27 protein-coding genes are annotated in these 23017 nt (G+C 69.7%); 8 read left to right on the forward strand and 19 right to left on the reverse strand.

Translation table 11 applies throughout. The features are described from left to right. Complete coding sequence (locus KXR53_RS00260; protein ID WP_437372248.1) at positions 1 to 1197, reverse strand: efflux RND transporter periplasmic adaptor subunit; 1197 nt, start codon at positions 1195 to 1197, stop codon at positions 1 to 3. Between the two features lie 230 nt (positions 1198 to 1427). Here KXR53_RS00260 and KXR53_RS00265 point away from each other — a divergent pair, with 230 nt between their 5' ends. Continuing rightward, positions 1428 to 2750 carry a replication-associated recombination protein A gene (locus KXR53_RS00265; RefSeq protein WP_437372250.1) on the forward strand — a complete coding sequence of 441 codons (1323 nt, stop codon included), beginning with the start codon at positions 1428 to 1430 and terminating at the stop codon, positions 2748 to 2750. Between the two features lie 188 nt (positions 2751 to 2938). Here the strand turns inward: KXR53_RS00265 and KXR53_RS00270 are convergent, their stop codons facing one another. After that, positions 2939 to 3379, reverse strand: coding sequence for a VOC family protein (locus tag KXR53_RS00270; RefSeq protein ID WP_437372252.1), 441 nt, complete (start codon positions 3377 to 3379; stop codon positions 2939 to 2941). Positions 3380 to 3461: 82 nt separating this feature from the next. Between KXR53_RS00270 and KXR53_RS00275 the strand changes: the two genes are divergently transcribed. From KXR53_RS00275 to KXR53_RS00290, 4 genes are all read left to right on the forward strand, one after another. Continuing rightward, positions 3462 to 4322 carry a TrmB family transcriptional regulator gene (locus KXR53_RS00275; protein WP_437372254.1) on the forward strand — a complete coding sequence of 287 codons (861 nt, stop codon included), beginning with the start codon at positions 3462 to 3464 and terminating at the stop codon, positions 4320 to 4322. A 95-nt stretch (positions 4323 to 4417) separates the two neighbouring features. Continuing rightward, on the forward strand, positions 4418 to 5341 hold the full coding sequence (locus KXR53_RS00280) for an aspartyl/asparaginyl beta-hydroxylase domain-containing protein (RefSeq protein WP_437372256.1): 924 nt from the start codon (positions 4418 to 4420) through the stop codon (positions 5339 to 5341). A gap of 174 nt (positions 5342 to 5515) precedes the next feature. Then, positions 5516 to 6382 carry a hypothetical protein gene (locus KXR53_RS00285; protein WP_437372258.1) on the forward strand — a complete coding sequence of 289 codons (867 nt, stop codon included), beginning with the start codon at positions 5516 to 5518 and terminating at the stop codon, positions 6380 to 6382. After that, a complete protein-coding gene (locus tag KXR53_RS00290; RefSeq protein ID WP_437372260.1) occupies positions 6379 to 7062 on the forward strand; it encodes a DUF2459 domain-containing protein in 684 nt (227 codons plus the stop codon). Before KXR53_RS00285 ends, KXR53_RS00290 begins: the two co-directional genes overlap by 4 nt. Before the next feature lie 3 nt (positions 7063 to 7065). On the opposite strand, the gene KXR53_RS00295 is transcribed toward KXR53_RS00290, so the two are convergent. Together KXR53_RS00295 and crcB are read right to left on the reverse strand one after the other, a co-directional pair. After that, positions 7066 to 7569, reverse strand: coding sequence for a hypothetical protein (locus KXR53_RS00295; RefSeq protein WP_437372262.1), 504 nt, complete (start codon positions 7567 to 7569; stop codon positions 7066 to 7068). Positions 7570 to 7659: 90 nt separating this feature from the next. Next, positions 7660 to 8058 carry a fluoride efflux transporter CrcB gene (gene crcB / locus KXR53_RS00300; protein ID WP_437372264.1) on the reverse strand — a complete coding sequence of 133 codons (399 nt, stop codon included), beginning with the start codon at positions 8056 to 8058 and terminating at the stop codon, positions 7660 to 7662. Positions 8059 to 8202: 144 nt separating this feature from the next. Here crcB and KXR53_RS00305 point away from each other — a divergent pair, with 144 nt between their 5' ends. From KXR53_RS00305 to KXR53_RS00315, 3 genes are read left to right on the forward strand one after another with little or no spacing between them, the layout of a single operon-like run. Then, positions 8203 to 9186, forward strand: coding sequence for an RluA family pseudouridine synthase (locus tag KXR53_RS00305; RefSeq protein ID WP_437372266.1), 984 nt, complete (start codon positions 8203 to 8205; stop codon positions 9184 to 9186). Between the two features lie 19 nt (positions 9187 to 9205). Further along, a complete protein-coding gene (locus KXR53_RS00310) occupies positions 9206 to 9748 on the forward strand; it encodes an NAD-dependent epimerase/dehydratase family protein (RefSeq protein ID WP_437372268.1) in 543 nt (180 codons plus the stop codon). A gap of 2 nt (positions 9749 to 9750) precedes the next feature. Next, complete coding sequence (locus KXR53_RS00315; protein ID WP_437372270.1) at positions 9751 to 10323, forward strand: nucleotidyltransferase family protein; 573 nt, start codon at positions 9751 to 9753, stop codon at positions 10321 to 10323. A gap of 14 nt (positions 10324 to 10337) precedes the next feature. Here KXR53_RS00315 and KXR53_RS00320 read toward each other — a convergent pair whose 3' ends face one another. The 15 genes from KXR53_RS00320 to KXR53_RS00390 all read right to left on the reverse strand — a co-directional run bounded on the left by KXR53_RS00320 (position 10338) and on the right by KXR53_RS00390 (position 23001). Then, complete coding sequence (locus KXR53_RS00320) at positions 10338 to 10691, reverse strand: DUF190 domain-containing protein (RefSeq protein ID WP_437372272.1); 354 nt, start codon at positions 10689 to 10691, stop codon at positions 10338 to 10340. 62 nt (positions 10692 to 10753) lie between these two features. Next, a complete protein-coding gene (locus KXR53_RS00325; protein WP_437372273.1) occupies positions 10754 to 11269 on the reverse strand; it encodes an SRPBCC family protein in 516 nt (171 codons plus the stop codon). Next, the gene (locus tag KXR53_RS00330) at positions 11266 to 11595 is read right to left on the reverse strand and encodes an ArsR/SmtB family transcription factor (RefSeq protein ID WP_437372275.1); all 330 of its coding nucleotides are present in this window, start codon (positions 11593 to 11595) and stop codon (positions 11266 to 11268) included. Before KXR53_RS00330 ends, KXR53_RS00325 begins: the two co-directional genes overlap by 4 nt. Before the next feature lie 48 nt (positions 11596 to 11643). After that, entirely contained in the window at positions 11644 to 12261 is a 618-nt protein-coding gene (locus tag KXR53_RS00335; RefSeq protein WP_437372277.1) for a LysE family translocator, read from the reverse strand. Between the two features lie 258 nt (positions 12262 to 12519). After that, complete coding sequence (locus KXR53_RS00340) at positions 12520 to 13767, reverse strand: MFS transporter (RefSeq protein WP_437372279.1); 1248 nt, start codon at positions 13765 to 13767, stop codon at positions 12520 to 12522. Between the two features lie 202 nt (positions 13768 to 13969). Then, the gene (locus KXR53_RS00345) at positions 13970 to 14359 is read right to left on the reverse strand and encodes a VOC family protein (RefSeq protein ID WP_437372281.1); all 390 of its coding nucleotides are present in this window, start codon (positions 14357 to 14359) and stop codon (positions 13970 to 13972) included. Between the two features lie 139 nt (positions 14360 to 14498). Beyond that, on the reverse strand, positions 14499 to 15092 hold the full coding sequence (locus KXR53_RS00350; RefSeq protein ID WP_437372283.1) for a GNAT family N-acetyltransferase: 594 nt from the start codon (positions 15090 to 15092) through the stop codon (positions 14499 to 14501). 74 nt (positions 15093 to 15166) lie between these two features. Next, positions 15167 to 16177, reverse strand: coding sequence for an ABC transporter permease (locus KXR53_RS00355; RefSeq protein ID WP_437372285.1), 1011 nt, complete (start codon positions 16175 to 16177; stop codon positions 15167 to 15169). A 30-nt stretch (positions 16178 to 16207) separates the two neighbouring features. Then, a complete protein-coding gene (locus tag KXR53_RS00360) occupies positions 16208 to 17716 on the reverse strand; it encodes a sugar ABC transporter ATP-binding protein (RefSeq protein WP_437372287.1) in 1509 nt (502 codons plus the stop codon). A 52-nt stretch (positions 17717 to 17768) separates the two neighbouring features. After that, the gene (locus KXR53_RS00365; RefSeq protein WP_437372289.1) at positions 17769 to 18725 is read right to left on the reverse strand and encodes a sugar-binding protein; all 957 of its coding nucleotides are present in this window, start codon (positions 18723 to 18725) and stop codon (positions 17769 to 17771) included. 120 nt (positions 18726 to 18845) lie between these two features. Continuing rightward, positions 18846 to 19346 (reverse strand): DoxX family protein, encoded by a 501-nt coding sequence (locus KXR53_RS00370; RefSeq protein ID WP_437372291.1) that lies wholly within the window; start codon positions 19344 to 19346, stop codon positions 18846 to 18848. Further along, entirely contained in the window at positions 19336 to 20148 is an 813-nt protein-coding gene (locus KXR53_RS00375; RefSeq protein ID WP_437372293.1) for an HvfC/BufC N-terminal domain-containing protein, read from the reverse strand. Before KXR53_RS00375 ends, KXR53_RS00370 begins: the two co-directional genes overlap by 11 nt. Beyond that, positions 20135 to 21061, reverse strand: a complete 927-nt coding sequence (bufB, locus tag KXR53_RS00380; RefSeq protein ID WP_437372295.1) for an MNIO family bufferin maturase — start codon at positions 21059 to 21061, stop codon at positions 20135 to 20137. Before bufB ends, KXR53_RS00375 begins: the two co-directional genes overlap by 14 nt. A 32-nt stretch (positions 21062 to 21093) precedes the next feature. Continuing rightward, a complete protein-coding gene (locus KXR53_RS00385; RefSeq protein WP_437372296.1) occupies positions 21094 to 21417 on the reverse strand; it encodes a BufA1 family periplasmic bufferin-type metallophore in 324 nt (107 codons plus the stop codon). A gap of 141 nt (positions 21418 to 21558) precedes the next feature. Further along, positions 21559 to 23001 carry an alpha/beta fold hydrolase gene (locus KXR53_RS00390; protein ID WP_437372298.1) on the reverse strand — a complete coding sequence of 481 codons (1443 nt, stop codon included), beginning with the start codon at positions 22999 to 23001 and terminating at the stop codon, positions 21559 to 21561. Positions 23002 to 23017: the final 16 nt, after the last annotated feature.

Consider the following 23017-nt stretch of genomic DNA (forward strand, 5'->3'; position numbering starts at 1 on the left):
TCAGTTCTCGGTGTATTCGGGCTGCGGCTCGATCGTGCCGGGCTGCGCCGTCACCTTGGCGCCCGGCCGGGCCCGGACGAGGCCGTTGATGACGATCTTCTCCTGGCCGGTCAGGCCCTCGCGCACGATGCGCAGGCCGCCCGGCTGGGTCGGGCCGGGCCGGATGATCCGGGGTTCGACCGTGCCGTCGTCCTTCACCGTCATCACGATCCGGTTCGACTGATCGGTCAGGATCGCGGTCTCCGGGATCAGGATCGCGTCGTATTCGTTCGATCCGGGCAGCCGGATCCGGCCGAACTGGCCCGGCGTGATGAACAGGTTCTTGTTGTCCAGGACGGCGCGGGCGCGGATGGTGCCGGAGCCGGGATCGATCCGGTTGTCGACGAAGTTCATGGTGCCGCCATGCGGCCACTCCTGCTCGTCCGGCAGCCGCGTCTGGATGATCGTCTCATTGTCCCGGGTCGAGGGCAGCCGGCCGGCCGCCACCGCGCGCTGATAGGCGAGGAAGTCGGCCTCGCTCATGTCGAAGGTGAAATAGATCGGGTCCAGTGCCACGATCGTGGTCAGGAGCGTCGCGTTCGGGTCGCCGGTGACCAGGTTGCCGATGTCGACCCGCCGGTTCGAGACGCGGCCGGAGAGCGGTGCCCGGACCTGGGTGAAGTCGAGGTTGAGCTGCGCCGACTGCAGCGCCGCCGTGGTCTGCTGCACCTGCGCCTCGGCCGCCCGGCGCTCCTGCACCGCCTGGTCATAGGCCGAGCGCGAGACGTTCGACTGGCTGACCAGAGCCTGGGCGCGGTCGAGCTGGACCTTGGCCAGGTCGAGCCGGGCCTGGGCGCTGGCCAGGTCGGCCTTGGCCGAATCCACCGTCGCCTGATAGGGGCGGGGGTCGATCACGAACAGCACGTCGCCCTGCTTGACCATGGCGCCGTCGGCGAAGTTGATCGCCTGCAGATAGCCCGAGACGCGGGCGCGCACCTCGACCGTCGCCGTCGCCTCGTAGCGGCCGGTGAACTCGTCCCATTCGGTGATGCGCTTGACCAGCGGCGAGGCCACCGTGACCGGCGGGGGCGGCGGTGCCGCCGCCTGGCCCTCGCTGCTGCTCGATTCGTTGCAGGCGGCCAGGAAAGCCACCGTTCCCAAGGCGGCCAGGGTGCCAAAGACCCTTCCTGGCCGCGTCCGCAGGCGCCCGGTCATCATGTCTCGCTCTCCGAAGGAGGTCCCCTGCAAAAAGGGTCATCCCTGCGTGGGGGGTTGTCAATGCAAAGGGGTTAGGGGGTGTCGGGAGTTCGCCTTTTGCACTGCAAAAGTTCCCGGCGAAGTGATCGTGATCACATCCGGGCGAAAGCAGGGCGGGATCGTGGCGCAGCCCCGGCCGGCGCAGCTCGCCATTGCGCCGCCGCGGCCGCTGGTCGACGATGCGGCCCATCATGGCTCGCTCACCCAGACCAGACGATACCCCATCACTCTTCGCCGACCAGGCGCCGCGCCCCCTGGCCGACCGTCTGCGGCCGCGCAGCATCGGCGAGGTGGTCGGCCAGGACCATCTGCTGAAGCCGGACGGCCCGATCGGCCGGATGGTGGCGGCGCACCGCATCGCCAGCATGATCCTGTGGGGACCGCCCGGCTGCGGCAAGACCACGCTGGCCCGGCTGCTGGCGGAGCACACCGACCTGCATTTCGAGCCGCTGTCGGCGATCTTCTCCGGCGTCGCCGAGCTGCGGAAGGTGTTCGAGGCCGCCCGCGGCCGGCGCGTGGCCGGGCAAGGGACGCTGCTGTTCGTCGACGAGGTGCACCGCTTCAACCGCAGCCAGCAGGACGCTTTCCTGCCGGTGGTCGAGGACGGCACCATCACCCTGATCGGCGCCACCACCGAGAACCCGTCCTTCGAGCTGAACGCGGCGCTCTTGTCGCGCTGCCAGGTCTTCGTCCTCAACCGGCTGGACTTCGCGGCGCTGGAGGAGCTGCTGCAGCGGGCGGAGGCGGCGGAGGGCCGGGCGCTGCCGCTGACGCCGGAGGCGCGCGACGCGGTCAAGGCCATGGCCGATGGCGACGGCCGCTATCTGCTGAACCTGGCGGAGGAGCTGTTCGCGCTGAAGCCGGACGGGCCGCTCGACCCCGCCGCCCTGGCCCAGGCGGTGCAGCGGCGGGCGCCGGTCTACGACAAGGCGCAGGAGAGCCACTACAACCTGATCTCGGCGCTGCACAAATCGCTGCGCGGCTCCGACGTCGATGCCGGGCTCTACTGGTTCGCGCGGATGCTGGCGGGCGGCGAGGACCCGCTCTATGTCGTGCGCCGGCTGGTGCGCTTCGCGGTCGAGGACATCGGCATGGCCGACCCGAACGCGCTGACCCAGGCGCTGGCGGCCTGGGACGCTTATGAGCGGCTGGGCAGCCCGGAGGGCGAGCTGGCGATCGCCCAGGCGGTGATCTTCCTGGCCACGGCGCCGAAGTCGAACGCCGCCTACACCGCCTTCAAGGCGAGCTCCCGTGCGGCCCAGGAGACCGGCAGCCTGATGCCGCCGATGCACATCCTGAACGCCCCGACCCGGCTGATGAAGGAGATCGGCTACGGCAAGGGCTACGCCTACGATCACGACACGGAGGAGGGCTTCTCCGGCCAGAACTATTTCCCGCCCGACATGGAGCGGCAGGAATTCTACCGCCCGGTCGAGCGCGGCTTCGAGCGCGAGATCAGGAAGCGGCTGGACTACTGGGCCAGGCTGCGGGCGCAGAGGGGCGAAGAATCGTAGGTCGGGTTCGCCGAGGCGAACCCGGCCCACGCTTCCGGCTTCATACCAGCAGCCTTTGAGGTTGACTCTCCGGCCTTTCCGTCATGGCGAGGCGCGCAGCGCCGTGGCCATCCAGAGGGGCGGTGCCACTGGATGGCCACGCCCCTTCGGGGCTCGCCATGACGGGTCAATATTTCCGGCCGTTGGTATCACACCATCGTGACGCCGGGCGGCGGCTCCGGCACGCCGACCGTCTGGTAGAACCACAGGGTGTAGCCGTAGGGATCCCTCACCGCGAAGTTCCGGTCGCCCCACCACTGGGTGGTCAGCGCCTCCGTCACCGCGGCACCGCGCGACCGCACCTCGTCGTGATAGGCGTCGACATCCTTCACGCTGAAATAGACATCGAGCGGCCGGGTGCCGCCCTGGCCCTTGGCGATGCCGGCGCCGGGCGACTGCGGACGGCCCATCATCACCATGATCCCGTCGCGCTGGACGATGCCGAAGTCGAGCTTTCCGTCCTTGCCGACGATCCCCATCATGTGGCCGAAGCCGAGCTTCTCCAGATAGAAGTCGCGCAGCGTCTCCACCTCCTCGACCCAGAAGTTCGGAATCACCTGCGCTGTCTGCGGGGCTGTCTGCTGACTCATGTCCTCCTCCCGAAAAGACTGAGGGCCCGATTGTCCGCGGCCCGCACATGGCTTTCATCTACTTTCTGGAGTAGAAAGCGGCATGCGATGGCAGGACCTGGCGCTGCTCGACGAGGCCGGTTTCTCGCTCTACGAGAAGCGGGCGCTGGTCGCGCTGGGCATTCTCGGCGTCTCCGATGCGGCCGGGCTGTGCCGCGAGGGCGACATCCCGACCTCGAAGATCTACCTGGCGATGGAGAAGCTGGCCCGGCTGGGGCTGTGCGAGATCCAGCACAGCCGGCCCAAGCTCTACGCCGCTCTGCCGCCGGACGCGGTGGTCGACCGGCTGGTCGAGCTGGCGCGCGAGCGGGCGGAGAGCTTCGCCGCCCAGGCCGACCAGCTGCGCGCCACCCTGCGCGACCTGCCCGGGCGGCTGCGCGGCGGCCGTGGCGTGGTCGACCTGGCGCTCGGCACCGAAAGCCATGTGAAGCGCCATCTCGCCCGTCTCGCCGGGGCCCGGCGGCGGGTGCTGTCCTATCTCGAGGAGGGCGACCTCTCGGCGATCGACCGCCAGGCCGAGTCGGGCTTCGACGTGCTCAAGCGCATCGCCCGGGCCGCCTCCGGGCGCGGGCTGGACCACCGGGCGATCTTCGGCTTCTCCGACCGGACGGCGCCGCGGCTGGTGGCGTTCCTGCGCCGCCATGGCGGGTCGCTCGGGCACCTGTCGGGCCTGCGCTATTCGGGCGAGCTGGGCCACCCGTTCCATGTCCTGGACGACGAGACGGTGATCCTTTCGCTCGACCATCCCTTCGTGCCGGAAGGGCGCTTCGCCTCGCTGCTGGTGCATGACCGCGACCTGGCCGCCAGCCTGACCCAGGGTTTCGAGACGCTGTGGCAGAAGGCGTTGCAGGATCTGCGTGAGATCCGCTTCCTGCCGCGCCAGCCAGGCGGTGCGGCGCCCTGAACCTATCGGCGGAGCGGCGGGAATGGTATAGAGCGTGCGAATTGGTCGCAAAGCCCGGTCCCCGACGCCGGGGTCCGGTTGGAGGTATGGCCCAGATGCTGGCCACTGTGTTCGCCCCGAAGTTCCTGCTCGTCTACGCCTATATCGCCTCGGCGCTGTGGGTGCATTTCCGCGGCCAGGTGCGGCACCGCTTCACCCGCCAGCTGACCGACCATTCGACCTTCTTCGCGCCGATCAACTGCTTCATGTACCTGTTCTCGCGGGTGCCGAGCACGCCGTATCACGACCCGCGCAGCTTCCCGGAGCTGCAGGTGCTGAAGGACAACTGGCACGTCTTCCGCGAGGAGGCGATGCGGCTGCAGGAAGAGGGCGACATCAAGGGCTCGGACAAGCTCGACGACGTCGGCTTCAACTCCTTCTTCCGGCGCGGCTGGAAGCGCTACTACCTGAAGTGGTACGGCGATCCGCTGCCCTCGGCCGCGGCGCAGTGCCCGCGCTCGGTCGACATCGTGCAGAGCATCCCGAGCCTGAAGGCGGCGATGTTCACCTCGCTGCCGCCGGGCGGCAAGCTGGTGGCGCATCGCGACCCCTACGCCGGCTCGCTGCGCTACCATCTCGGCCTGATGACGCCGAACGACGACCGCTGCCGCATCGTCGTCGACGGCAAGTCCTACAGCTGGCGCGACGGCGAGGACGTGGTCTTCGACGAGACCTTCATCCACTACGCCGAGAACTTCTCCGACGGGAACCGGGTGATCCTGTTCTGCGACGTCGAGCGGCCGATGCGCTTCCGCTGGGCACTGGCGGTGAACCGCTTCTTCGCCAAGTACCTGATCCAGGCCGGCGCCACCCGCAACGCCGACGGCGACAAGGTATCCTGGGTCAACCGGGCGTTCAGCTACGTCTATCCGGTCCGGGCCTTCTTCAAGAAGGTGAAGAAGAAGAACCGCAAGCTGTACTACACGATCAAATACGTCTTCTTCGGCGGGCTGCTGGCGGCGTTCCTGGCCTTCGTCTGATATTTTTTTCATCACCCGGTCATCCCGGGCGCCTTGCCGCACTCCGTGACGCGCCGCAGAACCGGGATCTCGTCGAGAATTGCGCCGAGATCCCGTGTCTGCGTCGCGGCCCTTCGCGCCGCAGCGCGCACGGGATGACGATCAATTTATCGACCCGCTGATATAATGAACGGCGTGACCGCCTTCGACCGCTTTATCGCCATCGACTGGTCCGGCGCCCGCGGCGCCTATGACGGCATCGCCGTCGCCGAGTGCCGGACCGGCGCCAACGGGCCGGTGCTGCTGCCGCCGCCCTCCGGCCGGCGCTGGACCCGTGGCGCCGTGGCGGAATGGATCGAGGCGGAGGCCGGGCGCGGCCCTCGCATGCTTGTGGGAATCGACTGCGCCTTCTCGCTGCCCTTCGCCGTCGCCGCCGGTTATCTGCCGGCCGGCGGCGATGCCCGGGCCCTGTGGGCGCTGGTCGACCGGGTCGCGGCCGAGGCGCCCGATTTCCACGGCGCCGGCTTCGCCCGTCATGCCGACTACGTCGCCGATTTCTGGCATCGCGGCCCGCGTCCGGCCGGCTGGGCCGAGCCGCACCGCGCCGCCGAGATGGCCTGCCGCCGCGACGGGCTGGGCGCGCCCGACAGCCCGTTCAAGCAGTTCGGGCCGAAGACGGTCGGGCCCGGGGCGCTGGCCGGGATGCGGGTGCTGCACCATCTGCGCACGCGACTGGACGGGCAGCTTGCCATCTGGCCGTTCGAGGCGCCGGCGGCGCATCCGCTGGTGCTGGTCGAGATCTTCCCGCGCCTGTTCTGGCGCCGGGCCGGGCGCACGGCCAGCGCCAAGGTGCGCGACCGCGCCGATCTCGATGCCGCCTTGGCGCGGCTCGGCAGCGGGCCGGCCGGGGCGCCTGATCCGCTGACCGACCACGCCACCGACGCGCTGATCGCCGCGGCCGGGCTGCGGGCGCTGGCCGTGGACCCCGCCGTCTGGTCGCCGCCGGGGCTCGACCCCGCCACCGCCCGGACCGAGGGCTGGATCTTCGGGGTGCGGGGATGAGGGCGCTGCGCCTGCTGCTGGCGACCATCGCCGCGCTGGCCGCGGGGCTGCTCGGCCTCGCCGTGCTGTACATCGGCGCCGCCCTGGCGCTGGCCCTGATACCGGTCGGCGGCCGGGTGCAGCAGGCCACGCCGGGCGATCCGCCAGCCTATGTCTGCGCCACCCTCACGCACACCGATATCGTGCTGCCGGCGCGGGACGGGCTGGTCGACTGGATCGCGGTGTTCCCGGATGCGGCGCCCGTCGCCTTCGTGCCGAACCTGCACGTCGCCTTCGGCTGGGGCGACCTGACCTTCTACCGCGAGACCCCGACCTGGGCCGATCTCCGCTTCCGCACCGCGATGGCGGCGCTGTTCGGCGGCGGCCCCACCGCCCTGCACGTCATCTATGTCGTGGACCCGGCCGGCCATCCCGGCTGCACCCGGCTGGCGCTGGACCGGGAGGGGCGGGCGGCGCTGATGGGCTTCATCCGCGCCACCGCCGCGCTAGGTCCGGACGGGCGCGGGGTCTTGGCGGCGCCGCCGGGCCTCGGCACCCACGAGGCCTTCTATGCCGCGCACGGCACCTATCGCCCCTGGTTTACCTGCAATGAGTGGACCGCCGAGGCACTGCGGGCGGCCGGGGCGCCGACCGCGCTGTGGGCGCCGTTCAGCTTCGGCGTCATGTGGCCGCTGGGGTGAGCGTCAGCGCCGCTGCCGGCGCTTGCGTGGCTCCGGCTGCTTCGGCACGAAGCCCTCGGCGTCACCGTCGGCCGTCTTGTCGGCATAGGAGACGGCGCGGCCCTGATAGGGGCCCTGGGCGGTCGAGATGAACTGGATCGTGCTGCCGAGCTCGTAGAGCTTGGCGCAGCGCTCCTCGCCTTCGCGGAAGCTCAGGCACAGCTCGTCCCGGTCGTCCGGCACGCGCCAGCGGCCGCGGAAGGTGGTGCGCCGGTCGCGGTACCAGAGCTGCCCGTCCGGGGCGAAATACTCGGTCCAGGCGTCGCCGGCCTTCGCGGTGTTGGTGTCGACCGAGAAGGTGCCGTAGACCGTCTTGTCGGTCAGCCGCTGGACCAGCTCCGGCCCCGCGATCGGCTTGGCGCCGTGTGCCGTTAGGTCCTCCGCGGTCGGATCGGGCGGCAGCGGCTTCGGCCCGCAGCCCGCCAGCAGCCCCAGCAGCACGGCTCCCGCCACGATCCCGAGCCTCATCGCCCCGTTCTCCCCGTCCTGACCCGACTCGATCCGCTTGTGCGACGACAATATCCCTTTATGCACGGATGGCGGGAAAATCCAGTGCCCTTATGCTCCCTTCAGCGCGTTGATCGCCCCGGCCGCCACGACGCCCAGCCAGACCGCGACGAGGCACAGCAGCACCGACAGCAGGACGTTGGCGCCGGCCCGCGGCCATTCCCCCGCCTGCATCAGCGCCAGCGTCTGCAGGCTGAAGGAGGAGAAGGTGGTGTAGCCGCCGCACAGCCCGACCATGACGAAGATCCGGACGTCCGGGCTGACCATGAAGCGGCCGTCCGGCCCGGTCAGCGCGCCGAAGATCCCGATGACGAAGGAGCCGAGGATGTTGATGACCAGCGTGCCCCAGGGAAAGGTCTCGCCGACGCGCTCGGCGATCAGGCCCGAGCACCAGTAGCGCGCCATGCCGCCGAGCGCGCTGCCGGCCGCGACCCAGAGATAAGCCCTCACGCGACGATCCCCTCCTGCCTTCCCGCATGCTACACAACGCCGATGAGCCGAATGCCAGCCCCGCCGAAGATCCGCAATGCCCATCCTGCGCCGAAGCCCCGCGCCGGCGCCACTCCCCGATCCGCGAGCCCGGGCGGGGGTGGGGTGCAGAGCGTCGCGGTGCCGCAGGAGGAGGGCGACCTGCGGCTCGACCGCTGGTTCCGCCAGCGCTTCCCGGGCCTGACTCATGGAAGGCTGGAGAAGCTGCTGCGCACCGGGCAGATCCGGGTCGACGGCAAGCGGGCCAAGGCGGCGCAGCGGCTGGAGGCCGGACAGACCATCCGCATCCCGCCGCTCGACGAGGCTGCGGCGCAGCCGCCGGTGCCACGCGCGCCGATGCCGCTGAAGGCGGAGAAGACGGAGAGCCTGGCAGCGGAGCTGAAGCGCGCCATCCTGCTGATCGATGACGACGTGATCGTGCTGAACAAGCCGGCCGGCCTGGCGACCCAGGGCGGCGGCAAGGTCCGGGCGCATGTCGACGGGCTGCTCGACCATCTGCAGTTCGACGCGCGGGAGCGGCCGCGTTTGGTCCATCGCCTGGACCAGGAGACCTCGGGCGTGCTGCTGATCGGTCGCAGCGCCAAGGCCACAAGGCGGCTGAGCGAGGCGTTCCGCGAGCGTGCGACGCGCAAGGAATACTGGGCGGTGACGGCCGGCGTGCCGCAGCCGCGCCAGGGCCGCATCGACCTGCCGCTGGCGCGGTCGCCGAACAATGTCGGGCGGGTGGTCGAGGAAGGCGACGCGGAAGGGCTGCGCGCCGTCACCGACTACACGGTGGTCGAGGCCGCGGCCCAGCACGCCGCCTTCGTCGCGATGTGGCCGGTCACCGGCCGCACGCATCAGCTGCGTCTGCATATGGCGGCGCTGGGCACGCCGATCCTGGGCGACGGGAAATACGGTGCCGGCAAGGCCGCGATCGCCGGGGCCGAGCTGCCGCGGCAGCTGCATCTGCACGCCCGCCGGCTGGTGCTGCCGCACCCGACCCGCGGCACCATCGACGTCACCGCCCCGCTGCCGCCGCATATGGCGGCGACCTTCCGCTATTTCGACTTCGACCCGAAGGCGAAGCCGGAGGGACCGGAGGACTAGGAAGGCGCGCGTCGGGACCGTGAAGCTGATCATCACCGGATCCGAGGGCAATATCGGGCGGCGGCTGCGGCGGGCCTTCCCCGGCTGCATCGGCATCGACCGGGCGGCGGGGGCGGAGATCCGCGCCGACCTGTCGGTCGTCGGCTATGGCGACCCGCTGGTCGCCGCCGTGCTGCGGGATTCGGATGCGCTGATCCATCTGGCGACCTCGGCCGATCCGGACGCGCCGGAGGCGGTGCATTGGCAGGCGGTGGTCGACGCCGCCCGGCTGTTCGCGGCCTGCGCCGCGCAGGGCGTCGGGCGGATCGTCGTCGCCTCCTCCGACTGGGCCACGCCGAAGAACGGCGCCCCGATCAACAGCTACGGCCGGTCCAAGCTGGCGCTGGAGAGCTTGGCGGCGATGTATGCGGCGGGGGCGCGCTCGGCCCGCGTGATCCGCGTCGGCTGGGTGCCGCACGATCCGGCCGAGCTGACCGCGGCACCGGAGTGGCTGAGGCAGAACCATTGGGACGACGACCGGCTGGTAGCGGAGTTCCGGCGGGCCCTGTGGGCGACGGAGTAGCGATGCCGATCTCGGACGACGATGTCATCGCCTGGGCGATGGAGAACCCGGTGAACACCGCGCTGATGCAGCGGCTGCCGCGCCTCGGCCTGCGGCAATGCTTCCTGGCTGCCGGATGCGTGTACCAGGCGGTCTGGAACCGGCGCTCCGGCCAGCCGTCGGAGACGGCGATCAAGGATTACGACGTCTTCTACTTCGACGACCGCGACCTGTCCTGGGAGGCGGAGGACGCGGTGATCCGAGAGGCGGCTTTCCTGTTCGCGGATCTCGGCGTGCCGGTCGAGATCAAGAACCAGGCGCGGGTTCATCTCTGGTACGAGGCGCGCTTCGGCAGCGCCTATCCGCAGCTGCGGTCGGCCACCGACGGCATCGACCGCTACCTGGTGCAATGCACCTGCATCGGCATCGACGTGGCCACCGGCCGGCTCTATGCCCCGTACGGGCTGCGGGATCTGTATGACGGCATGCTTCGCATCAACCCGCTGACGAACCCGCGGCCCGACCTGTTCCGCGCCAAGGCGGAGGCGTATCGGGCGCGCTGGCCCTGGCTGACGATCGTCGACGAGGCACGCTGAGCCGGCTGTGCCGGTCAGGGTCCCGGCGGCTCGGTCCGGGCCGTGCCGTATTGCAGCACCTGCACCTTCTCCAAGGTCACCAGGCCGCTCGACATCATGCCGTCGAGCACCGGCAGGAAGGCCTCGATCTTCGCCTCGGCGTCGACGATCTCGATGATCAGCGGCAGATCCTCGGACAGCCGCAGGATCTTGGCGGTGTGCAGGCGGCTGGAATGGCCGAAGCCCATCGGGCCGCGCAGCACCGTGGCGCCGCCCAGCCCGGCTTCGCGCGCCTTCAGCACGATCGCCTCGTAGAGCGGGCGGCCGTCGTGGCGGTCGTTCTCGCCGATGAAGATGCGCAGCAGGATCGCATTCCGCGGCAGCTGCATGACCCGGCCTCCGTCGCGATGCGGAGATCAGCATACGCCGATCCGCCGCCGGAGTCCGGCCGTCAGCTTGCGGGCGCGGACCAGCTGCCGCCGTAGCCCGGCTGCACCTCGGCGTAGCGCTGTGTCCAGACCGGCAGCGGCGTGCCGCCCAGCAGCGCTTCCATCCGATCGAGATAGGCGTGGGTGCCGGGGATGAAGCCCTCGGCATTGCGCAGCGACAGCCGGCTGTGGCTGAAGCGCAGCAGGGTGCCGTCGCCATCCGGCTCCAGCTCGTAGCGCACCACGGTCTCGCCGATGATCGACTGGTGCCATTCGTGCTCCAGCAGTCGCGGCGGGTCCCAGGCCAGGATGCGGCCGGAGATGCTGCGCATCTCCCGCGGCACCGGCGGGCCCTCGGCCACGGTCTCGATCCGGCCGCCCGGGCGCGGATCGATCGTGGTCGGGCCGAGCCATTGCCGCCGCTGCTCCGGGTCGGTCAGCGCCGCCCAGACGGCCTCGATCGGATAGGGCAGGCGGCGCTCGAACCGGATCGTCGCCGTCTCGCCATCGCGGATGATGGTGCCGGTGCGGCTGGTCATGGCTGGTCGTCCTGTTGGCGGGGCGCCGTGGCGGCGAGGTGCCGCTCCAGCGCGTCGAGGTGATCGGCCCAGTGGCGGCGGAAGCGCTGCAGCCAGGCGTCCAGCTCGGCCAGCCGGTCTGGCTTCAGCGCGTAGATCCGCTGCTGCGCCGCTGGCCTGGCCTCGACCAGCCCGGCCTCGCGCAGCACCCGAAGATGGCGCGACACCGCGGGCTGAGTCAGGGCCGGGAAGGCGGCGACGATCTCGCCCGCCGGCCGCGGCTGGTCGGACAGCAGGTCGAGAATCGCCCGGCGATGCGGCTCCGCCACCACTTCGAACACGTCCATGATGATATATGATCCACAGATTATATAATCGTCAACGTATACATATCGTCACTTGCCGCGCGCCAGGGCCAGGCCGATGCCGGCGCCGACCAGGAGGCTGCCGGTGATCCGCTGGCGCAGCCGGCCGTGACGGGCCAGCAGAAGACGGGCGCGGCCCGCCAGCAGCGCCCAGCCGCCGTCGACCGAGATGGCGAGCAGCAGGAACAGCGCCGACAGCAGCGCCACCTGTGGGCCGGCGGGCCGCGCCGGATCGACGAACTGCGGGAAGAAGGCGCCGTAGAACAGCAAGGTCTTCGGGTTGGTCAGCGACACCAGCAGGGCGCGGCCGTAGATCGCGCCGGCGGATTTCGGCTGCGCCGAGGTCCGGGCCAGGTCGGCCGGCGGGGCGCGCCAATGGGCGACGCCGAGCCAGACCAGATAGGCGACGCCGATCCAGCGCAGCATCTCGAACCAGCCGCCGGCGGCGCCCAGCGCCTCGGCCATGCCGAGGGCGGTGAGGCCGAGCTGCAGCACCATGGCGGAGCTGGTGCCGAGCACGGTGAGGAGGCCGTAGCGCGGCCCCCAGGCGACGCTGTTGGCGACGATCAGGGCCACGTTCGGCCCCGGGATCAGCATCAAGAGGGTGACGGTGGCGGTGAAGGCGAGGAGCAAATGCAGGTCGATCATCGGGCACTCCAGGGACAAGAGGGCCGGCGAGGATCGGATATGAAAAACCCCGCCGGTGCGGCGGGGCGTCGTGCGTGGGGCGGTGGCCTTCGGTCAGGAAGACCGCAGGCCGAACCTCGTCCCGGGCGCGCAAGCGACAGCGACCGCCGGATATCGGCGGTGTTGTTGCAGTCGGTGGGAAACGGCTCGAAGCATGGCGGCAAGATAAGGGGCGGGTTCGCCGCGGTCAATCCGACGGAAATCCCACCCCAGGCACAGTCAGGCCGACGCTTCGGCGCTGGCCGAGGACAGGCGGAGGTGGCGCACGGTGCGATGCATCCAGCACAGCGAGACGGCGATGAGGACAAACAGGAGCAGGAAGCAGCTCGACCACAGGCCGGTCACGTCCTTCAGAACCCCGAAGGCGACGGGTAGCACAAAGCCGCCGAGCCCGCCGACCATGCCGACGACCCCGCCGACGGCCCCGATGCTCTCGGGGTAGTAGGCGGCGATGTGCTTGAAGACGGCGGCCTTGCCGAGGCTCATGACGAAGCCGAGCACGAAGACGACGACGACGAAGACGATCGGGCCGATCGCAAACGGCGGTGTCGCCGGCAGGGCGAGGATGGCCGTCGCCACAGCGGAGACCATGAACACCAGATACATGACGGCCCTGGCGCCGACCCGGTCCGACAGGACGCCGCCATAGGCGCGGAAGATGCTGCCGGGGATCGAATAGGCGGTCGCGACCATGCCGGCGATCTCGATATCGAAGCCGTAGGCCCCGACGAGATATCGCGGCAGCCACAGCGCCAGGGCGACGAAGCCGCCGAAGGCGAAGAAGTAATAGAGCGAGAAGCGCCAGACCCGCGAATCCTTCAGCGGGGCGAACTCCTGCAGGAAGGGCTTCGGCGCGCTGCCCTGAAGCTTGCGCCTGCGGTAGTCCGGGTCGTCGCTGGTCGTGAACCAGAACCCGACGGCCATGACAGCGAGGGCCGCCGCCCAGATCTCCGCCACCGCCTGCCAGCCCCAGGCCAGGAGGACGAACGGTGCGAAGAACTTCGTCACAGCCGCGCCGACATTGCCGGCGCCGAAGATGCCGAGCGCCGTGCCCTGCTTTTCCGGCGGGAAGAAGGGCGAGACATAGGCGACGCCCACGGCGAATGACCCGCCGGCGAGGCCGACGCCGAGGCCCGCGATCAGCATCTCCGGATAGGTGGTGGCGCGGGACAGCAGGAAGGTCGCGAGGGCGGCCGCCAGCATCGTCGCGGTGTAGACGAGCCTGCCGCCGTAGCGGCCGGTCCAGACGCCCAGCAGGATGCGGATGAGCGACCCGGTCAGCACCGGCAGGCCGACGAGAAGGCCGAATTCGGCTTCGCTCAAGCTGAGCTCCTGCTTGATGCGAATGCCGATGATGGCGAACAGCGTCCAGACTGCAAAGCACAGGGTGAAGGCCACGGTCGAGATCCACAACGCCCGATTGGCGGTGGAGGTCGGGCTCGGAAGCGGTTGATTGACGTCGGCCATGGATGCTCCGGGACGCGATGCTGAACTGGCCTTTCACAGCCGGATCGCATCCCGCAGGAACCGTGCCAACTTGCCGGTCGCGGAGAAGACTCAGGCTTTCCAAGGCAAAGCCGCCTCTGGAGGCGGCCTTGCTCTCGTCGGATCGCTCAAGAACCGGTCACACGATCATCGAGGCTGCCCAATTGTGGGGCAGCGTGGCTTTTCAGCCAGCCTGGGGGGCCGAGGTCATCCAGCCGGCGACGGCGCCGGTCGGGTCTTGAATGATGGCGATGCGGCCGACGCCGGGCACCTCGAAGATGTCGCGCAGCACCGTGGCGCCGGCCTGCCGGGCCGCCTCGACGCGGGCGTCGATATCATCGACCTCGATATAGGCGAACCAGTTCGGCGGCACCTCCTCCATGCCGGCATGGCCGCGGATGTCGAGCACGCCGCCGACCATCCGGTCGCCGATCTTGGCAATGATATAGTTGCCGCCGGTTGCCATCGGCATGGTCTCGAAGCGCCAGCCGAGGGTCTTGGCATAGAAGTCGCACGCGGCCTCGGGGTCGCGGGTATTCAGCTCGTTCCAGCAGAAGGTTCCGTGTTCGGGCATCATTGCCTCCCATTTGACGGCGGATCGCCGCGTTTCGGACAGGATAGCACGGCTTCGATGACCGTCCCGCGACCGCCGGCGCCCGTTTCGCGGTGATCAGCGCGGTGCGTCAATCCCACGCCCGTCGGGCTGCGGCCCGTCAGCGCGCGGCGCGCCGCATCGGGATCAGGAGCGGCGAAGACTCAGTCTGGATCGTCCCGACGACCTCGAAGCCGTGCCGCTTGTACAGCCCGATATTGGCGGGGTTGGTCGAATCGAGATAGGCCGGGAGATGGTCCTGGTCGCATCGGCGCAACGCGGCCTGCAGCAGCGCCGCGCCGCATCCTCTGCCCTGATGCGCCGGGTCGACGCCGATCAGGGGCAGGTACCAGTGCGGCTCGACCGGGTGATATCGGGCCATCTGCTCGATCATGGCGCCGAGTTCGCCCTGCCGTTCCGGCGGGATGGTCGTTTCGATCAGCGCTCCCAGAGACTCTTCGTCGGAATGGGCGCCCGGCCGCAGCCACAGCGCCGCCCCGGCATGATCGTCGACCTGCCAGGCCGTGCCGTCGGCGAAAGCCGTGCCGCCGAGGCCACGGATGAAGCCCGGAAAATGCAGCAGATACTGCTGCGGGTCGGGATAGGTCCAGCGGGCGATCGGATCGGCGGCGAAGGCCAGCAGGATGGCGGCGACGGCTCGCTCGCTCTCGGCCGGCTCGACGATCGCCACGATCGGCATCGAGGATTCGGACATCGGGCGGCTCCCTTCGGAGGGACGATGATGACCCATGGCGTCCCGCGGCGCACGCGGTTTCGCCCGGCGCCCGGCTACGGCTTCGGCGCCGATCCCGCCACCGCCGGCGCCCGCTCCGCCGCGGCCGGCACCGCGCGGGCCTGGCGCGCGGCGCGCAGCTTCTGCAGATGTTGGTCGGCCAGGACGCCGATCAGGATCACCGTGCCCATAACCGCGAAGTTGAGCGAGGAGGGGATGCCGAGCAGGTTGACCAGGTTCTGCAGCACCTGCAGCAGCACGGTGCCGAGGATGATGCCGAGGATCGAGCCCTCGCCGCCGCGCAGGGAGCAGCCGCCCAGCACCGCCGCGGCGATGGCGTAGAGCTCGTAGAAATTGCCGTGCGCCGAGGGCTGGATCGAGTTGGTGTAGAAGGCCAGGAACACGGCGGCCAGACCGGCCAGAAGGCCGCTGATGACATAGGCCGAGGCGATCACGGCCCGGGTGCTGATGCCGGAATAGCGCGCCGCCTCCTCGTTCTTGCCGACGGCGAAGAGATAGCGGCCGAACACCGAGCGGTGCAGCACCACCCACATCACCAGCGCCACCACGACCATGGCCAGGAAGCTGTTGGGGATGCCGAAGCTGCGGCCGGTGGCGAACTGCGCCAAGGGATCGAAATCGCCGCCATAGCCGAAGCCGACCGTGGCGTCGTCGGTGTAGTAGCGGGCGGCGCCGCGATAGATCAGCAGCGCGCAGAGGGTGACGACGAAGGGCTGGATGCCGACCCGGGCGACCAGGAAGCCGTGAATGGCGCCGAACACCCCGCCCATGGCGATGGCGGCGGCCAGCGCCAGGGGCCAGGGCCAGCCCCAGTTCACCACCATGTCGACGAAGACGACGCCGATCAGCGCGAACATGGAGCCGACCGACAGCTCGATGCCGGCGGTGATGATGACCAGGCCCTGGCCGATCGAGAACAGGCCGTAGAGGCCCACCAGATTGGCCATGTTCAGCAGGTTGACGGGCGAGATGAAGCGCGGGTTGATCAGCGCCACGACGCAGCCGATCACCAGGATCAGGATCGCCAGCCCCAGTTCCTTCCTCATTGCTCCCGAAATCCTCCCGGTGCCCTTCGCCTACGCCGCCAGCGGCCGGCCGACGGCGAGCTGCATCACATTCGGCTCGCTGAACTGGTCGCGGCTGAGAATGCCGCTGATCCGGCCCTCATGCATCACCGCGATGCGGTCGCTGACGCCGATCACCTCCTCCATGTCGCTGGAGATCATCAGGATCGGCACGCCGCGGTCGGCCAGGCCGCGCATCAGCTGGTAGATCTCCGACTTGGCGCCGACGTCGATGCCGCGGGTCGGCTCGTCGAAGATCAGGAAGCGCGGCTGCAGCGCCAGCCATTTCGCCAGCACGATCTTCTGCTGATTGCCGCCGGACAGCTTCAGCGCGCTGGTGGTCACCGAGGGCGTGCGGATGCGCAGCCGCTCGCGCTGGGCCTCGGCCTCGCGCGTCTCGCCGCGGCCGTCGATCAGCCAGCGCCTGGCGACGCGTCGGAGGCCGGGCAGGGTGACGTTCTCGGCGATGGTCATGTCGAGCACCAGGCCGCTGCGCTTGCGGTCCTCCGGCACCAGGAACACCCCCTGGGCGATGGCCGCGCGGGGCGTGCCGATGGTGAGTGGCTTGCCGTCCAGCCGGACCTCGCCGGCCAGCATGCGGTCGATACCGAAGATGGCGCGCGCCAGCTCGGTGCGCCCCGATCCGACGAGGCCGGCCAGGCCCATGATCTCGCCGCGCCCGACCGACAGCGTCACCTCGTGCTCCGGATAGGTCCTGGTGCGCACGCCGCGGATCTCGACCGCATCCGGCTGCGCCGCGACGGCGGGCGGGATGTACAGCGCCCGGAGGTCGCGCCCGACCATCATCCGCACCATGCGGTCGTGGTCGATCTCGCTGCGGTCCAGCATCCCGGCCAGCCGGCCGTCGCGCAGGCAGACCACGCGGTCGGCGCAGGCCTCGATCTCGGCCAGCCGGTGGGTGATGAAGATGATGGCGACACCGTCCGCCTTCAGCTCGCCGACCACACGCAGCAGCGTGTGGGTCTCGGTCAGGGTCAGGCTCGAGGTCGGCTCGTCCATGATGATGATGCGGGCGTCGAGCGACAGCGCCTTGGCGATCTCCACCATCTGGCGCTGGGCGATCGACAACTCGGCCAGCGGCGTGGCCGGCCCGAAATCGACGCGCAGCCGGTCGAGCAGCCGCTGCGTGTCGGCGTGCAGCCGGGCGGTGTCGATCAGCTTCAGCGGGCCGAGGCGCCGCGGCTCGCGCCCGATGAAGACGTTGCCGGCGACGTCGAGATTGTCGAAGAGGTTCAGCTCCTGATGCACGAAGGCGATGCCGGCGGCGATCGCCTCCGGCACCGTCAGCGCCGGGCGCGGCTGGCCGCCGACGGTGATGCTGCCCGTGGTCGGAGCCTCGACCCCGCCCAGGATCTTCATCAGCGTCGACTTGCCGGCGCCGTTCTCGCCGATCAGCCCGACCACCTCGCCGCGGCGGACGGTCAGGCTGACGTCCTTCAGCGCCTGCACGCCGGGATAGGTCTTCGAGATCCCCTCCATGGCGAGGGCGATGTCGGTCATCGGCGACTCTCCCGGCAAAGGGCGGAGGCCGGAGCCTCCGCCGCGTCCTGCCTCACTTGCCCAGCAGCTCCCGCATCTGCTTCTGGAAGTCGGTGACGTTGCTCTGATCGATCAGCCGGGTCGGGATAATGTTCAGCTTGTCGGCCGGGATGAAGGACTTGTCGCCCTCGATGTAGCGGGCCAGCAGCTTCACCGTCTGGTAGCCGAACTCGTAGGGCTGCTGCACCACCGTGCCCTCGATCACGCCCTCCTGCACGCCGCGCAGCGTGACCGGGTCCTCGTCGAAGCCGACGACCTTGATCTGGCCCAGCTTCCCGGCCGCCTTCATCGCGTCGTAGATGATCGGCGTGTTGTAGGAGTAGAGGCCGACCAGCATCGCCAGGTCGTCGTATTTGGTCAGCGTGTCCTCGACATTGCGCTTGGCCTTGACGAAGTCGATGTCGTCGGTGCGGACGTCGACGATCTCGATCTTGGTGCCGGCGATCGCCTTCTTGATGCCCTCGACCCGCTCGCGGGCATTGGCGTTGCCAAGGGTGCCGACGAACAGCATGATCTTGCCGCCATCCGGCAGGGCCTTCTTGATCAGCTCGCCCGCCTGCACGCCGGCGGCGACGTTGTCGGTGCCGATATAGAGCAGCCGGTTGCTCTTCGGCGCGTCGCTGTCGAAGGTGAACAGCGGCACCTGGCCGGCGGCGGAGTTGAGGAGTGCGGTGGCGTTGTCCGGGTCGACCGGGCTGATGCCGATACCGGCGACGCCGCGGGCCAGCATATCCTCGACGATGCGGCGCTGCTCCGCGGCGCTGGATTCGCCGGGGATCTTGAACTCGACGCTGTAGCCCTTGAGCTCGGACACCGCCTTGTCGGTGCCGCGATGGGCGATGGTCCAGAAATCGGACGAGCCGTTGACGATGAAGGCGATGGTCTTGTCGGCGGCGCGGGCCGGCCCCGGGCCGATGGCGAGAACCGTCGCGACGGCGGCCGCCAGGCCCGCCAGAATCAGGCGCTTCATTGGTCCCTCCCGGTTATTCGATTCCGGCTTCGGGCCGGATCGGTAAAGATTGCTATTATAATCAGACAATTTGAATCACAACGATCCGGAGCGGTCAAGCCGGCGCACGCGTCGGGGACGTCATCCCCTGCGCCGCCCGATCCAGTGATCGAGCGAAAGCCGCCCCGGCCCCCAGGCCATGATGCCGAGCGCCATCGCCGCCCAGGTCAGATGGATCGGCCAGCCATCCGGCACGGTCAGCTGTATGACCAGGGTCATCACCAGAAGCCCGAGCGCGGCCAGCCGTGTCGCCAGACCGAGAACGAGGAGGATGGGAAGGAGGATTTCCGCCGAGCCGACGACGAAGGCCACCACCTCGGGTGCGGGGAAGGCATAAGGGCCGCCCGGCAGGTGCAACTGGAACTCCGAGCTGAACAGCAGCACCGCGACATCGTTCAGCTGCAGGAAACCGTCCCATTTCTTGACGCCCGACAGCCAGAACGGCACCGCAAGGCCGAAGCGCAGGACGAGCTGGGTCAGGGATGGCTGGGCAATGGCGCGAATGGCGGCATTCACCCGGTCGACGAGACCGCCGATCCTTTGCCGTCTGGCGTTGCGGGCAGCTTGCCGTTCAAGGGCCATCGCCATCTCCCTGATGGGCTGCCGTGAAGGCACCGGCCTCGAGCATTCCGGCGATATTGGCGGGAAGGTCGAATGCCGGGCTGTCCGTGAGGGCTGCCGCGGCGGCCACGCCCAGCGTCTCGCCCGCCAGGAGGCGCGCGAGAAACACCGCGCCCCCGGGCGGCAGGTGCCGGACAACGACCTCCAGGCCGGGCCTGGTCACCAGCGCATCCTCCGGCCCCGCTGCCTCGATCCGGCCGACCGGGCCGTCGCATCGGTTGGCTGCGAAGATGGTGACGGCCGGAAAGCACGATCGCACGATCCGCGCCGCGGGATGCGGCGCCAGGACGGTGTCGGCCAGCCGCTCCGGGGCGATGGACGCCAAACCCTGCGGCGTCAGCGGGGCCGCATCGGCGGCGTGATAGGCGTCGAGCCAGGCGCGCTCGATCCGCGCCACATCAGCCAGCCAAGGCATGGACCGCGCGTGTTCGTAGCGTTCGATGAAATCGGGAAAGTCGCGGCCATATTCGAACAGCAGCGGCGAGGTCGGCGGGGTCGCGCGCACATGGAACCTCGCCATCGCGCGGAAGAAATCCGCGCCGGTGATGCGCAATGTTGCCGGAAAGGCCGCGGCCAGCGCATCGATGAGGCTCACCGTCACGTTGTTGCGATAGACGTCGTAGCGTTTGCCTGCGCCTTTACCGTTCGGCCCGGCGACCGAGGAGGGCACGGCGCGATCGGGGTCGAGAAGGCCGGGGGCGAAGACGGCCGCATGGGAGGGCCGATCGCCGGCATCCTGCGCGCGATATTCAACCGGAAGCATGGGCTGTCCTGGGCCGGAGACCGTGCGCATGGCGGTCGAGAATCGCCTGCGCGGCGGCGGCCTCCCGCTTCAGCACCGGCCAGTCGGGAATCTCGCTGTCCCATTCGATCAACGTCGTGATCGGCCCGCTGCGGCCGATCACGATCTCGAAGAGAGTCCAGACCGGGCCGGCGACCGGGCGATCATGGCTGTCGATCAGCAGCGGATCGCCCTCGTCGTCCTCCTGTTCGGCATGCCCGGCCAGATGGATCTCACCCACATGCTCCAGCGGAAAATCGGCGAGATAGGCCCGGGCCGAGGTGCCGTGATTGGTGGCCGAGACGAAGACGTTGTTGATGTCGAGCAACAGGCCGCATCCGGTGCGCCGGACCAGCGCGCGCATGAACTCCGTCTCACCCATGGTCGAGTCCCGGAACAGGACATAGGTCGACGGATTCTCGATCAGGATCTGGCGGCCGATCGCCCCCTGCACCTCGTCGACGTGGTCGGCGACATGCGCGAGCGTCGCCGGCGTATAGGGAAGAGGCAGCAGATCGTTGAAATAGGTGCCACCATGGGTCGACCAGGCGAGATGCTCGGACACCAGCGCCGGCTCGTAGCGGTCGACCAGTGCCCTGAAACGCGCCAGATGCGCCGGGTCCAGGGGCTGCGGACCGCCGATCGACATGCACACGCCATGGAGCGAGATGGGATAATCCCGGCGGATCCGGGTCAGCGCATCATGGGGCGGACCGCCGGCGCCCATATAGTTTTCGGCGTGGACCTCGAAGAAGCCCGTCTGCCTCCCTTCGGCCAGGATCGCGGGCAGATGCTGGTGCTTGAGGCTGGTGCCCGCGAGGCCCGCGGCGGGATAGGCCGGAAAGCGGAAGGCATCCGACGTCAGCGGGCCCGGGCGTGCGGCCACGTCCTTCATCCCGATCTCCGCTTTCCGGCAGGCGCTTCCGCTTACGACGGCACGTCCCGGGTCAAAGGTTGCGGCGAGCCGTGGCGGCCGCCGGGGAGCGCCATCGTGGTGCAGGTCCCGCCATCGACGAATTTCCAGGCATTGCCCTGGTAGTCGACGGTCGAGGTGCCCTGGCAGGTCGTGCCCGGGCCCGCCGCGCAGTCGTTCTGCCCCTTGAGCGCGACCCCGTAGCATTTCTCCTTGCCCGCATCCATCGCCGCCTTGACCTGCTCCTGTGTCAGCGGTGCCGCGGTCGCCATCGATGCGAGCGCGGTCACGACGGCGCCGGCCAGAGCGGCCGCGCTCAGCTTCGTTCCAGCAGACATGCGGTTTCTCCCTTGGCTTGTCGCGTGCCCTTCATCGGCCGCATGACTCCACCTACGGTCGGGAGGGCGCGTCTGTTACACCTCCCGATCCCGCAGTTTCGTGACCGGCGGGCGATCGGCCTGGGGGCGCCGCGGCTGGCTTCAACCGTTGACCAGGAAATGCAGCGGGTCGGGCTCGATCTGGCAGGCGTCGACAGGCTGCCGGTCCGGGGCGTCGAGAAACTTCCCGGCCAGGGTCTCGGCGCAGGGGTCGCTGCCGATCAGGCCGTGGCCCTGGTCCGGCCGTTCGATCAGGAAGCCGTTCGGCAGATGCGCGGCGGCGCTGCGCGCCCAGGTCGGCGGCGTCACCGGGTCGAGGCTGCCGGCCAGGACCAGGGCCGGGATATCGCTGTCGACCGGCTGGGCGGCGAGGTCGTCCGCGGGACCGGCCGGCCAAGCCGGGCAGGTCGAACCCGGGGCGTCGCGCAGGTCGCCGGCCTCCGGCGCCAGGCATTCGGCCAGATCATAGGCGCCGTTGGCGATGGTCGGGTCGAGCAGCCCGGCGAGCCATTGCCGGGCCGCCTCCTCATAGGCCTCGTCATGGTCGGCATCGATGCCGGCGATCAGCGCCGGCAGGGTGGCGGCGTCGTCGCGGGAATAGAGGTCGTTGAACACCACCTCCGACAGCAGCCCGCCGGTGAACATCAGCGCGGCCTCGCCATTGCCGTCCGGCCGCTCGACGGTGACCGTCGGCGGCTCGTCATCCAGCCGCTCCAGCAGGGTGCGGTAGCGCTCGGCCAGGTCGGGATAGGCGGCGTTGCAGGCCGGGTCGCCGGCGCAGGCGGCGAAGACGCGCCGCAGCGACCGGTCGCCGTCGGGGTCATCCTCCTCGGAACCGGTAAACAGCGTCTTCCCGGGCGGGTATACGCCGTCGAGGATCATGGCGGCGATGCCCTCGGGATAGCGCCGCGCGGTCTCCAGCGCCAGTCGGGTGCCGTAGGAGGACCCGAACAGCACCCAGCGGTCGATGCCGAGGGCGAGACGCAGGTCGGCGACGTCGCGGGCGCTGTCGGCGGTGGTGTAGCGCGTCAGGTCATGGCCTTCCGCCTCCCAGCGGCTGCGGCAGGCGCGGGCCGCCGCGATCGCCGCCTCGCCGGTGCTGTCGCCCTCCGGGCCGCTGGCCTGGATCTGGGCGTCGACCATCTCCGGGCAGGTCAGGTTCGGCTCCGACCGGCCCATGCCGCGCTGGTCGAACAGCACCAGCTTGCGGGTCTGCAGCCAGTCGTTGCGGGCGATCAGGTCCCACCACCGCGCGATGCCGTCGGGGTCCAGGCCGGCGGCTCCCCCGGGGCCGCCCTCGAGATACAGGATGGGCGGCGCATCGCCGAGCTTGTCGGGCGTCGTCAGGATAGCGACCGCCAGCGTCACGGTGGCGCCGTCGGGCTTGTCGCGGTTCTCGGGCAGGGTGACGGTGCCGCAGGTCGCGGCCCGGCCCTCCGGCACCGTGAAGCCGCAGGCCCCGGCATGGAATTCGGGCGCGGCCGGGGCCGGCGCGGCGCCGGCCAGGGTCAGGGCTGCGATCAGGAACAGGCAACGGATCATCATCGGCATTCGCGGGGCA

Source organism: Inquilinus limosus (assembly GCF_051487185.1).
Classification (GTDB): domain Bacteria; phylum Pseudomonadota; class Alphaproteobacteria; order DSM-16000; family Inquilinaceae; genus Inquilinus; species Inquilinus limosus_F.